9 protein-coding genes and 1 pseudogene are annotated in these 12,722 nt (G+C 45.9%); 7 read left to right on the plus strand and 3 right to left on the minus strand.

The features are described from left to right. Nucleotides 1-97 precede the first annotated feature (97 nt). From BLO31_RS00385 to BLO31_RS00415, 7 genes are all read left to right on the plus strand, one after another. Nucleotides 98-466: a YacL family protein gene (locus BLO31_RS00385; RefSeq protein ID WP_070962310.1), complete on the plus strand. Its 369-nt coding sequence runs from the start codon at nucleotides 98-100 to the stop codon at nucleotides 464-466. Nucleotides 467-654: 188 nt separating this feature from the next. Beyond that, entirely contained in the window at nucleotides 655-993 is a 339-nt protein-coding gene (locus BLO31_RS00390) for a P-II family nitrogen regulator (protein WP_070962313.1), read from the plus strand. 27 nt (nucleotides 994-1,020) lie between these two features. Further along, a complete protein-coding gene (locus BLO31_RS00395; protein WP_070962315.1) occupies nucleotides 1,021-2,250 on the plus strand; it encodes an ammonium transporter in 1,230 nt (409 codons plus the stop codon). A gap of 261 nt (nucleotides 2,251-2,511) precedes the next feature. Further along, the gene (locus tag BLO31_RS00400; protein ID WP_070962615.1) at nucleotides 2,512-3,525 is read left to right on the plus strand and encodes a Fe(3+) ABC transporter substrate-binding protein; all 1,014 of its coding nucleotides are present in this window, start codon (nucleotides 2,512-2,514) and stop codon (nucleotides 3,523-3,525) included. A gap of 153 nt (nucleotides 3,526-3,678) precedes the next feature. Continuing rightward, a complete protein-coding gene (locus BLO31_RS00405; protein WP_070962317.1) occupies nucleotides 3,679-5,304 on the plus strand; it encodes an ABC transporter permease in 1,626 nt (541 codons plus the stop codon). Then, complete coding sequence (locus tag BLO31_RS00410; RefSeq protein ID WP_070962318.1) at nucleotides 5,304-6,332, plus strand: ABC transporter ATP-binding protein; 1,029 nt, start codon at nucleotides 5,304-5,306, stop codon at nucleotides 6,330-6,332. Before BLO31_RS00405 ends, BLO31_RS00410 begins: the two co-directional genes overlap by 1 nt. Nucleotides 6,333-6,463: 131 nt before the next feature. Then, the gene (locus BLO31_RS00415) at nucleotides 6,464-6,778 is read left to right on the plus strand and encodes a hypothetical protein (protein ID WP_070962319.1); all 315 of its coding nucleotides are present in this window, start codon (nucleotides 6,464-6,466) and stop codon (nucleotides 6,776-6,778) included. 62 nt (nucleotides 6,779-6,840) lie between these two features. On the opposite strand, the gene BLO31_RS00420 is transcribed toward BLO31_RS00415, so the two are convergent. The 3 genes and pseudogenes from BLO31_RS00420 to BLO31_RS00430 all read right to left on the minus strand — a co-directional run bounded on the left by BLO31_RS00420 (nucleotide 6,841) and on the right by BLO31_RS00430 (nucleotide 12,718). Continuing rightward, complete coding sequence (locus tag BLO31_RS00420; RefSeq protein WP_070962320.1) at nucleotides 6,841-8,253, minus strand: phosphoglucomutase/phosphomannomutase family protein; 1,413 nt, start codon at nucleotides 8,251-8,253, stop codon at nucleotides 6,841-6,843. 57 nt (nucleotides 8,254-8,310) lie between these two features. Then, nucleotides 8,311-10,715: pseudogene (locus BLO31_RS00425) on the minus strand (glycoside hydrolase family 94 protein). A gap of 89 nt (nucleotides 10,716-10,804) precedes the next feature. After that, nucleotides 10,805-12,718 (minus strand): beta-N-acetylhexosaminidase, encoded by a 1,914-nt coding sequence (locus BLO31_RS00430; RefSeq protein WP_070962321.1) that lies wholly within the window; start codon nucleotides 12,716-12,718, stop codon nucleotides 10,805-10,807. Nucleotides 12,719-12,722: the final 4 nt, after the last annotated feature.

Below are 12,722 nucleotides of genomic sequence, written 5' to 3' on the forward strand. Positions count from 1 at the left end.
AGCACAAAGCACCTGCAAACGCGGGTGCTTTTTTTATGTCTTCAATAAACGGGGTTGTCGCTATATACTCCCCGCTCTTGATTTTGTGGGGTACAGTGTGGAATTCGAGTTTATTCGCAACACCTTAATGGGTGAGTATTATGTGAAGGCCAGTATGGGACATGAAGTTATTGGCCGTTGGTTACAAGAAGAAGTAGGCAAAGACAGCGCCAAGCTTGAAAGAGTAGAGCGTTTGTTAGAGTCCGCATACTCACTGCCTCATAAAGAGCACATTCTCGTTGGCAAAGAGATTACTCTGTCTATTTGTGGAGACGAAGTGACGGTAGAAGAAAATGTCTTAAAGCAAGAACTGGATTACCAAGGTGAAGAAGCCTTTTCACCTTATAACAGCGAAAGTACCGCAAGTTGTGGTATCGAAGATTTCGATAGCATGATCAAGGGTTGGAGAGAGTTTGTTTTTGGCTGATGCACACCATTGGTGAAATGCGAACAGCGTGCTTTAAATTTGTGAAAAGGGTGCACCAGTATGGTGCGCCCTTTTTTGTTATTGGGAGAAAATTTTATCTAATTTCATATTATTCAATGAGTTAAAAACTTGGCACAAGGTTTGGATTGTTAGTAAGCAAAAGGACGATAGCTTTCAGAGAGGATGCAATGAAACTAATAAACGCCATTATAAAACCATTCAAGTTAGATGATGTCCGCGAAGCGCTGGCCGATGTTGGGATCGAAGGGATGACGGTCTCAGAAGTCAAAGGGTTTGGTCGCCAAAAAGGACATACCGAGCTCTATCGCGGTGCAGAGTATCAAGTGGACTTTTTGCCGAAAGTAAAACTCGAAATCGCAACTCAGGCAGAAAATGTCGATCGCGTGATTGAAGCTGTCACTAAAGCGGCCCACACCGGAAAAATCGGCGATGGAAAGATTTTTGTTTACGACCTGTCTCAAGCAGTGCGTATTCGCACCGGTGAAATGGATGCCGAAGCTCTGTAATAGTCGACAAAGGATTGGAGAATCACTATGGAATTAACAACTACAGTAACTGAACTGCGCTACGCACTAGACACTTTTTTCTTTCTCATTTCGGGTGCGTTAGTCATGTGGATGGCAGCGGGATTTGCCATGTTAGAAGCGGGTTTAGTTCGCTCAAAGAACACGACTGAAATCTTGACCAAAAACGTTTGTCTTTACGCGATTGCCTGTACTACCTATCTCATCGTTGGATACAACATTATGTATGTGGACAATGGCGAAGGTGGCTGGCTACCGTCATTTGGCGCATTAATTGGCACTCAAGGGGAAGGGGCAGATCACTCGCTAGAGTCTGATTTCTTCTTCCAAGTAGTGTTTGTCGCGACAGCGATGTCAGTTGTATCTGGCGCAGTGGCTGAGCGTATGAAATTGTGGTCATTCTTAATCTTCTCAGTAGTATTGACGGCGTTTATTTACCCGATGGAAGGTTACTGGACGTGGGGCGGTGGCTTCCTATCTGAAGCGGGCTTTAGCGACTTTGCAGGTTCAGGTATTGTGCATATGGCTGGTGCCGCTGCGGCTTTGGCGGGGGTTCTACTGCTCGGTGCTCGCAAAGGAAAGTACGGCAAAAACGGCGAGATATTCCCAATCCCGGGTTCTAATATGCCATTGGCAACTTTAGGTACCTTTATCCTTTGGTTCGGTTGGTTTGGCTTTAATGGCGGCTCTCAACTGATGGTGTCAGATTTTGAGAACGCGACAGCAGTTGGTCAAATCTTCCTTAATACTAATGCAGCGGCAGCAGCTGGTGCGATTGCAGCGCTTCTAGTGTGTAAAACGACATGGGGTAAGGCTGATCTTACTATGGTGCTTAACGGTGCTTTAGCAGGTCTTGTAGCGATTACTGCTGACCCACTATCTCCATCGCCACTGTATGCAGTGATCATTGGTGCGGTTTCAGGTGCGATTGTCGTGTTCAGTATCGTCGGTCTTGATAAGCTTAAAATTGATGACCCAGTTGGAGCTATTTCGGTTCACGGCGTATGCGGCTTCTTCGGTCTGATGGTTGTTCCACTGAGCAATGGCGATGCAAGTTTTGGTGCTCAACTGCTTGGCGCAGGGGTTATCTTTGCTTGGGTATTTGGTGCCAGCCTAGTGGTTTGGGGTGTGCTAAAAGCCACTATTGGTATCCGAGTTTCTGAAGAAGAGGAACTGGAAGGTATGGACATGCACGACTGCGGTGTAGGTGCCTATCCAGAGTTCGTAAGTGTGAAGTAGTATCACAACAATTGACAAAACCCGCCATAGGCGGGTTTTGTTGTTTTTGCCACTTTGATGACAAATGTGTAATTAATTATTCGATCTAATGCGAGCTAAGTGGTTATATAGGCTGATAAAAAATGTAACAAATTAAAATGTCAAAAGTTTGTGATGTGTTAATGTTTGGGATTTCAAGACATTGTGTTCTAAAATTTACTGAATATAATAATGCAACTGATAAACGTTATCATTAACTATAAAAGTAAAGGACTCACCCCAATGAAAAAATTGCTCACAGCTTCTGCTCTTGCTTGCGCAACTTTGGCTCCTACCGCTATGGCTGCTGAAGAAGTAAATGTTTACTCTTACCGCCAACCTTTCCTTGTTGAACCAATGTTCAATGAATTTACTAAAGAAACTGGTATCAAAGTAAACGTTAAGTTTGCTAAAAAAGGCCTTGCTGAAAAACTACAGCAAGAAGGCGAATACAGCCCAGCTGACGTTATTCTAACAGTAGATATCAGCCGTCTATCTGAGCTTTCTGACAAGGGTCTTGTACAAGCTGTCGACAGCAAAGTTATCGAGCAAAACATCCCTGCTCAGTACCAAGACAACGAAAACGAGTGGTTTGCACTAACAACTCGTACTCGTAGCGTATACTCTTCACGTGACCGCGTAGGTAAACTAGGTGATGACTTCAACTATGCAGACCTAGCGAAGCCTGAGTTCAAAGGCAAAATCTGTACTCGTTCTGGTAAGCACCCATACAACGTTTCTCTAGTATCCTCTATTATTGCTCACCACGGCGAAGCTGAAGCAAAAGCTTGGCTAGAAGGCGTTAAAGCTAACCTAGCACGCAAACCTCAAGGTAACGACCGCGCTCAAGTTAAAGCGATCAAAGAAGGTCTATGTGACGTTTCTCTAGGTAACAGCTACTACCTAGGTAAAATGGTTAATAACGATGAGCAAAAAGCTTGGGCTGACGCAGTTTACCTAAACTTCCCTAACCAAAAAGCGGAAGGTACTCACGTAAACATCTCTGGTATGGCGATGGCTAAGCACTCTCCAAACAAAGACAACGCTGTTAAGCTTATGGAGTTCCTAGCGGGCGACAAAGCGCAAAGCATGTACGCAGAAGTTAACTACGAGTACCCAGTAAAAGAAGGCGTTAAGCGTTCTGAGCTTGTGGCATCTTGGGGTGACTTCAAAGCCGACACAATTTCTCTAGACGAAATCGCATCTTACTACTCAACAGCTGTTAAGTTGATTGACGAAGTGAAATTTGACCTATAATAAAGTCTAAGGGTATAAATGTAGCCCTTAACTTTAAAAGGATATGAAAGGTAAGCGGTTTTCCGCTTACCTATTTCTATACCCAAGTTATCTCTAATGCATTGCGATGTGTATGGGGTCACTTGGGTATATACATCTTCGTTATGTAGAGCGATGAATAATAAAAACTATTTCTGGAAAACCAGTAGTGCGAGCATTGCTCTGCTACTGGTTTTGCCTATATTGGCAATCTTTTTTACCGCACTAGGTGATGCTGACGAGTTATTCCATCATTTGATGAATACTGTGCTTCCTACCTACACCTTTAACACCATTGCACTGGCAGCAGGCGTAATGGCGCTGTCTCTCGTCTTCGGTATTCCTTCTGCATGGTTTATGGCTATGTGTAAGTTACCCACCGAGCGAGTGTTGCAATGGGCGCTTGTGCTTCCTTTGGCTATGCCTGGTTATATCGTTGGCTATATCTTTACCGATTGGTTTGATTTTGCAGGCCCAGTACAGATCTTTCTGCGCGATATCACTGGTTGGGGGCCCGGAGACTACTGGTTCCCAGATATTCGCACCCTAGGCGGGGCCACCTTGGTATTGGCACTGGTTTTGTATCCTTATGTCTACCTGCTCGGCAGGGCGGCGTTTATGGAGCAAAATGTCTCTTTGTTGCAATCTGCTCGCCTTTTAAAGTGTTCGCCTTGGGAGAGCTTTCGCAGAATATCACTTCCGCTTGTGCGTCCGTCGATTGCCGTCGGCCTCTCTTTGGTCGCTATGGAGACCATAGGGGACTTTGGTACGGTCAGTTATTTTGCTGTGAACACCTTAACAACGGCGGTCTATGATACTTGGCTCGGCTATTCGAGTTTAACCGCTGCGGCGAAAATTTCAGCAGTAATGCTAATTTTTATCGTTTTGCTTATCAGTGCGGAACGCTACAGTCGGCGCAAACAGAAACTGTTTCAGAATCAATTTAATAGTCGTGAAGACTTCCGCTATGAGTTAAAGGGATGGAAGAAATGGGCGGCATTAAGTTGGTGTTGGGGATTAGTATTAGTCGCATTTGTATTTCCATTAGGCCAGTTAGTTATCTATGCTTATATGTACTTTGAGCAAATGTGGACATCGGAATTTAAGCAGTTTGCACTGAACAGTTTGTATGTCTCTCTGACTGCCGCCGTCATCGGTGTCGCTGTTGCCTTAATGGTCAACTTTTGCCAAAGAGTTAACCCTGGGAAAACCAGTCTCGCCTTTATGAGGTTGTCTTCTATGGGGTATGCGGTACCGGGAACGGTTCTTGCCATTGGTATTATGGTTCCTGTTTTAGCTATGGATCATGCGGTCAATGATATTGCGCGTTACTTTGAGTGGGGCAGACCTGGGCTGATTTTTTCTGGGTCTATGTTTGCGATTATCTTTGCTATGGTGGTGAGATTCTCTGCGGTAGCCATAGGGAGCATAGAGAGTAGCTTAAACAAGGTTTCTCCTTCCCTAGATATGGCGTCGAGAACTATGGGTTGTACCTCTAACACTATGTTGGTGAGAGTACATCTGCCATTGATTCGCCGCGGTGCCCTTATCGCTGGCTTACTGGTATTTATTGAGTCGATGAAAGAGCTAAATGCCGCTCTGTTACTTCGACCATTTAATTTTGAGACGTTAGCGACGTACGTCTATAACTACGCGTCTGATGAACTGTTGGAATTGGCCGCTTTACCTGCTGTACTTTTGGTACTTGTTGGTTTAATTCCACTGATTGTTGTTAACCGTTCACTGGAGCAGACCCACTGATGAGTTGTGCGTTAAAAATTAAAGACCTGACCTGTAAGTATGAATCTCAGACGGTTCTAGAGTCTTTGTCTCTGGAAGTTGAACACGGTGAGATCGTCTGTTTGTTAGGAGCCAGTGGCTGCGGTAAAACCACGTTACTCAAGGCGATTGCAGGGCTTTTACCCCTTAGCGCCGGTAACATGAGCCTCAACTGTCAGACCATCGACGACGGTGAAAATTGGCTTCCACCGGAGCAGCGCAATATAGGAATGATTTTTCAAGATTACGCACTCTTCCCGCATTTAACCGTTAAGCAAAACGTGGCTTTTGGGTTGAAAGGGGCATCTGAGGTGGAGAAAAATCACAAAGTCGCCGAGATGCTTGAACTGGTCCACCTAGGTGAGTTCGCCGACCGTTACCCACATCAACTGTCTGGTGGTCAACAGCAACGCGTAGCGATAGCGCGCTCGCTCGCTTATAAACCCGACCTGCTTTTGCTCGATGAGCCCTTTTCTAATATCGACACGCAAGTGCGCCATGAGTTGATTAGCCAGATCCGCAAGATTTTCAAAGAGCAGGGGGTGACGGCTATTTTTGTTACTCACAGTCGCGAGGAAGCCTTTGCTTTTGCCGATAAAATGGCGGTTATGAATAATGGTGTTATCGAACAGTACGGCACCGCGACAGACCTTTATTATCAACCCGCGAGTAAGTTCGTTGCTGATTTTCTCGGCGGTGGTAGTTATCTGGCCGCAAGAAGGGTGTCCGAGTCTCAGTTTTTAACCGAGCTCGGCGTTGTCGAAGCCACTGCTCAACAGGAGATAGAACTGGAATCCGCTTGTGAACTATTACTGCGTCCGCAACACGTTCAGATTAGTGCCGCTGACGACAGTAGTATTCGCGTTCTTGAGCAGCAGTTTATGGGAGACCATTGTCGTTACGTTATTGAAGCGAGTGGCAGTAAGTTGATTGCTAGCTCTGCCGAGCCTTTGTTGATCGGTCAAACCGTATCGGTTACGGTTGAAAATCAAGGCGTATTGGCTTTCTAAACGATTTTCTCTTATCGCCCTACAAAATCTAGCAAAAATTTGTAGGGCGTATTCGCCACTGTCTATTTGCCTATTTTCCTCGATTCAACCTTCTCTATCTTGATCTCTAATTTACCAAAAGAGGTCACTATATGAACAACTCTTCTCCAATTTTAGAGATAAACACTCTGCTGATTAAAAAAGGATTGAATGAGCAGGAAAGAGCATACTTTCTCACTATCGAACTCTACAACCAAACCTACTCTGATCGAATTCATACACGCAAGTTAATGGACTCTAATTTGGTTTCGTCAGAGGCCGCTGCGCTGCAAGTGTTGTTCAACAAATGCAGGGCGCTAAGGCGTCGTATAGAAAATGGAGAATTCGATACTCTGTTTAGTCATTACAGAGTCCATAGCCTGCAAACAAAGGATGACAGATTGTTAGTATGTGGGTCTGGGATATAGATGAAAAAAAGCCCGGCAGAGAAAGCCGGGCAAGTGCTCTTCACCTATAGGGTGGGGTAAAGTTACAGCTGTAGGAACGCCTTTACCTGTTGAAGAACACGTTCCGCAGTTTCTTGGTCTTCCATTTCAGAGAAGATACGCAGCAGAGGTTCTGTACCAGAGAAGCGGGCGATAACCCATCCACCGTTCTTGAAGTAGACTTTGGCACCGTCTTCGTAGCTGACGCGTTCGATGTCGAAGTCAAATTCAGGCAGTTGCTTCTCAACGTAAATCTTGTTGTAAAGCGCCTCTTTTTCTGAGGCTTTAAAGGTGCAATCACCTTCAGCCGTATAAGCATAACCGTAGCGAGAGTAGATCTCGTCCAGTAGCTCGGACAGTTTTTTGCCAGTGACTGAAATCATTTCCACCAACAGACTAGATGCGAACACGCCATCTTTACCTTTAATGTGACCGCGAATAGTTAAACCACCGGAGCTTTCACCACCGATCAAAGAGTCGTCGGCTTCCATTTGCGAACTGATGTGCTTAAAGCCAACAGGTACTTCAAAGCTCTTTTCACCGTGATCGTGAGCTATCTTGTCTAGAAGATGAGTCGTGGCGATATTGCGCACAACAGAACCTTTCCAACCTTTGTACTTAAGCAAGTAGTAATAAAGAAGGATCAGCACTTCGTTTGGATGAATGAAATGACCTTTTTCGTCAATAATACCAAGGCGGTCTGCGTCGCCATCGGTACCGATACCGATGTCATAACCTTCCGCTGCTACAAGGTGTTTCAAGCGATATAGCGTCGCAGCGCTTGGAGAAGGCATTAGTCCGCCAAAGTCTGGGTTTTTGCCATCGTTGATAACGTCAACATCACAGCGACCGTTGATCAAAACTGTTTGTAGTGCGTTCTTTGCTACACCAAACATTGGATCAATCAATACTTTTAGGTTTGCCGCTTTGATCGCTTCAATATCAATAAAGTCGATGATTGAGTCAACAAACTCGTTCATCGGGTTGATAACCTTAATCAATTGGTCCTCAACCGCTTGCTCGAAATCAACACTCTTCACTTTATCTGCAGTCAGAGTAGCAATTTGAGATTCAATCTTTTGTGTGATCACTTCATCTGCATCGCGACCACCTTCGATAAATACCTTGATACCGTTGTAATCAGCAGGGTTGTGAGAAGCAGTAATACAAGCTGAGTAAGCGCAGTTCATCTGTTTAGCTTTAAACATCACGATTGGCGTAGGGACAAACTTGTCGATAAAGCTGACAACGATGCCATTCGCAGCTAAGACCTCTGCAAACCAGCAACCGGCTTTATCTGAAAGAAAACGTCGGTCATAACCAACCACGAAACCGCGATCTGCGACCTGCTCGTCATTAATGATGTTAGCGACAGATTGGGCAACCAGACGTACATTGTCCTTGGTAAATTCTTCCCCAATAAAAGCGCGCCAACCACCAGTACCAAATTTAATCATAACGAAATCCTTAAATAGGCTCTGCCAACCCAATGCAGTTGGCAGAGCAACAGTGGTTTAACCTAGGACAACCACTACGTCGTTTACACTGCCTTCAGCAAGAACAGGTACAGCACCTTCAACGGCTTCACCATTGACAGTAATGCTCTTCACGCCTTTGCTTACTGAGTTCGGGTTTTCTACCTTGATGTTGTAGGTAGCGCCGCGCCACTGACGAGTTACCTCGAAACCAGGCCAGTCTGTTGGGATACATGGATCGATTGTTAGACCGTCGAAGCCAGTGCGCACACCTAGAATGAAGCTAGTTACGGCGAAGTAAGCCCAGCCAGAAGTACCAGTTAACCATGGGTGGTTTGCACGGCCGTGGTCTTGGTGATCGCGACCCATAATAAACTGAACGTATGAATATGGTTCAGCAACACGCTTCTCGATCATATCGTTCTGGTTGAACGGGTTTAGTGCATCGTAGAACTTCATTGCACGGTCACCGCGACCCAGTTTCGCTTCTGCTACCCAAGCCCATGGGTTCGGGTGAGAGAAGATTGCGCCGTTTTCTTTAACGCCTTGGTATACGCGAGTAACAAAACCGATGTCGTCGTTTGGCGTAGCAAATGATGGTGCATTCAGGTGCAAGCCATATTCAGAGAACAGGTGCTCATCTACAGAGTCCATGGCCTTCTCACCACGCTCTTGAGAAACTGCGCCAGAAAGAACCGCTAGAGTATTTGACTCTAGGTGGATACGGCCTTCAGTTTGCTGTGCAGTACCGATCTTCTCACCGTTTTTGGTTAGACCGCGGATGTACCAGCCACCCTCGTCGTCCCAAAGGTGAGTTTCACAAGCTTCACGGACATTAGCTGCCATTTCAGTGTATGTTGCTACGTCTTCGTCACGGCCTAGGTGTTTCGCAAGGTCGATAAACTCTTGTAGAGCCCAGAAGTGTAGGAAAGAAACCATAGACGACTCGCCGCCACCTAGGTTTAGACAGTCATTCCAGTCTGCACGTAGACCTTTACAGATACCCGTTTGACCTACGTACTTAGCAGAAAAATCAAGGGCAGCTTTCATGTGGTCGTAAACGTCAGCTTCGCCGCCGTCCGCGTAAGGAATCACTTCGTCGAAGAAGCTCATCTCACCAGTTTCCATCACGTACTTACAGATAGTTGGTACTAGCCACAAATGGTCGTCAGAACAGGTATCTTTAATACCGTGAATCTTATCTTCATCAGATGGTGTTGGTACCACTGTTGGAGATTTAGACGGCTCAACATCCGCTTTATCTGGATCAAACCAATCTGGATCAAATAGGTGCAGACCGTACCCCGCTTTTACTTGACCACGTAGAAGGTCAACTAGACGCTTACGAGTCATTGCAGGGTTAGAGTGAGGGACAGAAATCGCATCCTGAGCCGTATCGCGGTAACCCAGACCTGTACGTCCACCAACTTCGATAAATGATGCGAAACGAGACCAAACCACACATGTTTCTGCTTGGTAAAGTGTCCAAGCGTTGATCATAGTGTCTAGACCTTCGTTAGGCGACTTCACTTGGAACTTGTCACAACGCTCATCCCAGTGCGCTTTGATTCCAGCAAATGCTTTATCAACTTCTGCTAGGTCTTGGTATTTAGCGCGAACGCGTTCGCCGTTGCCTTTACCAATACCAAGGATGTACGCGAAACGCACTTCTTCACCCGGTTGGATAACAAACTGCTTGTGTAGAGAACCACAGTGGTTGTAACAAGTTTGCGCGCTGTTGAAACAACGGCCTTGCTCTACTGCTAGTGGGTTGGCTTCATCGCGGTATGCGCCTAAGAATGTATCGCGTTGGCCGTCGTATGAATCTGGGTCAAACGTCGATGCTAGGTAATAGAAACCTTCAAAGTCGTCAGTGTTGTAGTACAAGTCGTACTCGATAACGCCTTGGTTGTAAGAAGTACCAGCAGAGTAAAGAGACATCTGGTGGTTTTGGTTGTCAGATGCGATGTGGCTGAATGAGAATTCAACAAACGAGAATGCACTGATAGTACGTGGTTGGTCAGAGGTGTTTTTGATTACAACATCCCAAACTTCTGCGTCTTCGCCTTTAGGTACAAACAGCGTTTTTGTCGCCGTGATACCGTTGTACTCACATTTGAATTTAGAGTAAGACAAGCCGTGACGAACTTCGTATTGTGCTTCGTCTAGGCTCTTTGCAACAGGTTGCCAAGAAATAGACCAGTAATCGCCAGTGACGTCATCGCGTAGGTAAACATAGTGTCCAGGACGGTCAAACGTCGCGTTAGGGCGGAATTTAGTTACGCGATTGTACTCAGGAGAGTTGTAGAACGAGTAACCACCCGCGTTGTGAGAAATAACGGTACAGAATTTCTCTGTGCTAGGTAGTTTGTCCAAGGAGCGGGTACATCCGGACGAGTAATGACATATTCGCGATTTTCGTTGTCGAAATAGCCGTATTTCATCTTAATTTCCTTTTAACCTAGCTGCGTTAGGCAGCTTGAATAATAAAAATGCTAGTGAAAACATCCACTTTTTAGTGGCTGGTTGTTTGTTATTTCCAAGTTTTACGGTAATCAATTCCCTGCCTGTTAAGCAGAGGAAGGTGACCCTTAAGCCTTGAAAGGTAATCTTCCCAGTCTCGCTGGGACTTGTTAGTCCAACACGCTTCTGCCATCGCGGTAATGCGAGGGAAAACCATGTAATCCATTCGTTTTTGATGGGTGATAATTTCACACCACAATCCACACTGAACGCCAAGAATACGCTTGCGCATTGGGTCGTTTTCATCAACTTCTGCAAGAGGCTCGTAGCGATAGGCGTTCTCCAGCGGGATCACCGCGGCCCAGTCAACCCCAGGCTCTTCGGGCGCATAGTCTGAAGCCATATCCAGATAGGTGTATTGAGCGGGTTGCAAAATGACATCAAAGCCTTGTTTTGCGCAGTTCAGTGCAGCATCTTCACTAAGCCATGAGTAAATGACAGTGTCTTTACTGACCTTGTTGCCGTGTTGAGCTTCTTCCCAGCCCACCATGCGCTTGCCAAGTGAACGCAACTTTCTCTCTGCATAGCGCAGCAGGTAGCCCTGAAGTTGCTTTGCATCCGAATAGCCTTTTTCCGCCATTAATTTCTGACAGCTTGGGCTCTTTAACCACACACCTTCAGGTACTTCGTCTGCGCCAATGTGAACCCAAGGTGATGGAAAGAGTTCCGCCACTTCTTCAAGTACCTTATCGATAAACTCGTACGTGCCCGGCAATCCAGGAGAAAGTACGTTATCGGTATAGTGTTGAATACTGCGGTACTCGGATTGATCTTCCGGATCGTGTAGCAAATGCGGCAGTGACTTTACTGCTGCGCGACAATGACCCGGAATATCGATTTCAGGAATAATGGTGATTGCTCGCTCTTGTGCATAGGCGATGACTTCGCGGATCTCATCTTGAGTGTAAAAACCGCCGTAAACTTCAGACAAGTGACTAAATTGCGGATCCAATGTGCAACCTGGTCCGCGCCATGCTCCAATGTCGGTGAGTTCAGGAAACGCTTTGACTTCCATTCTCCAGCCTTCGTCATCGGTAAAATGCCAATGGAAAGTGTTGAACTTGTAATGAGCGATCTGGTTGATCATTCGCTTTACTCGTTCAACAGGGTGGAAGTGTCGAGAGCAATCTAACATTACGCCACGGTAACGATAGCGAGGCGTATCGACGATCTTTACAAAAGGCACGATCAGCTTATTCTGCTCAGCAGAAGGTTGAATCAGCTGCAGTAAAGTCGCTGTAGCGTGGACAAACCCACTGGAAGTGCCGGCCTCTAAACGTATTCCAGTTGAAGAGACAATGACCTGATACTCACCTTCGTCAAGAGTTGGATTATTGCGATATAAAATGTCGCTTTGCCCAATGCTTGGCGTATTAAATTGGTAAATGCGCTGAAGCTCTTCTTGCAGCCATGTAGCCGCCTTCTCAGAGGTAGACGCTTGCAGTGTAATTTGGCTGTTTGCGGTTAGCGTAAACTCACCAGTAAAGCGTTCCATTTTGTTTGGCTTAGGGATCACGGCCAATTCAGCACTGTCGACATCCGGTATCGAGCTGCGCTCTTTAAAAGGCGAAGCGAGAGCAATAGGAGTAATGTCTACTGGAAATAGCGCTTCACCTTGGGTATTACAGATCAAAGCATCTTTAAAACCATCGGTATAGAAGCGCAGTGGTGCAGTGTTAATGCTAAATTCACAGTAGAAGTGCTGATTCGCTGGAAGGATCTCTTGATCAGGGAAAATGGTACAAAAGCTACCTATCTGACGAATTGAACCGTGACTGATTGAATCAGGCAATATAAAGCGGTCCGCAATAAACTGAAATTGCCAACCACTCAGATCCTGATCAGATAGGTTGTGTAGCGTCAGACCAAAGCGACAAAACTTTGGTTGTTCAGAAAGAACGGCTAAGTCGACGCGGTAACTCATAACG

Origin of the sequence: Vibrio sonorensis (assembly GCF_001854765.1) — a bacterium.
Lineage (GTDB): Bacteria > Pseudomonadota > Gammaproteobacteria > Enterobacterales > Vibrionaceae > Vibrio > Vibrio sonorensis.

Bases quoted from the DNA above. Each gene is read 5' to 3' on its own strand.
- BLO31_RS00430 (WP_070962321.1), bottom strand. From the start codon at position 12,718: ATGAGTTACCGCGTCGACTTAGCCGTTCTTTCTGAACAACCAAAGTTT.
- BLO31_RS00390 (WP_070962313.1), top strand. From the start codon at position 655: ATGAAACTAATAAACGCCATTATAAAACCATTCAAGTTAGATGATGTC.
- BLO31_RS00410 (WP_070962318.1), top strand. From the start codon at position 5,304: ATGAGTTGTGCGTTAAAAATTAAAGACCTGACCTGTAAGTATGAATCT.
- BLO31_RS00420 (WP_070962320.1), bottom strand. From the start codon at position 8,253: ATGATTAAATTTGGTACTGGTGGTTGGCGCGCTTTTATTGGGGAAGAA.
- BLO31_RS00405 (WP_070962317.1), top strand. From the start codon at position 3,679: ATGAATAATAAAAACTATTTCTGGAAAACCAGTAGTGCGAGCATTGCT.
- BLO31_RS00415 (WP_070962319.1), top strand. From the start codon at position 6,464: ATGAACAACTCTTCTCCAATTTTAGAGATAAACACTCTGCTGATTAAA.
- BLO31_RS00400 (WP_070962615.1), top strand. From the start codon at position 2,512: ATGAAAAAATTGCTCACAGCTTCTGCTCTTGCTTGCGCAACTTTGGCT.
- BLO31_RS00395 (WP_070962315.1), top strand. From the start codon at position 1,021: ATGGAATTAACAACTACAGTAACTGAACTGCGCTACGCACTAGACACT.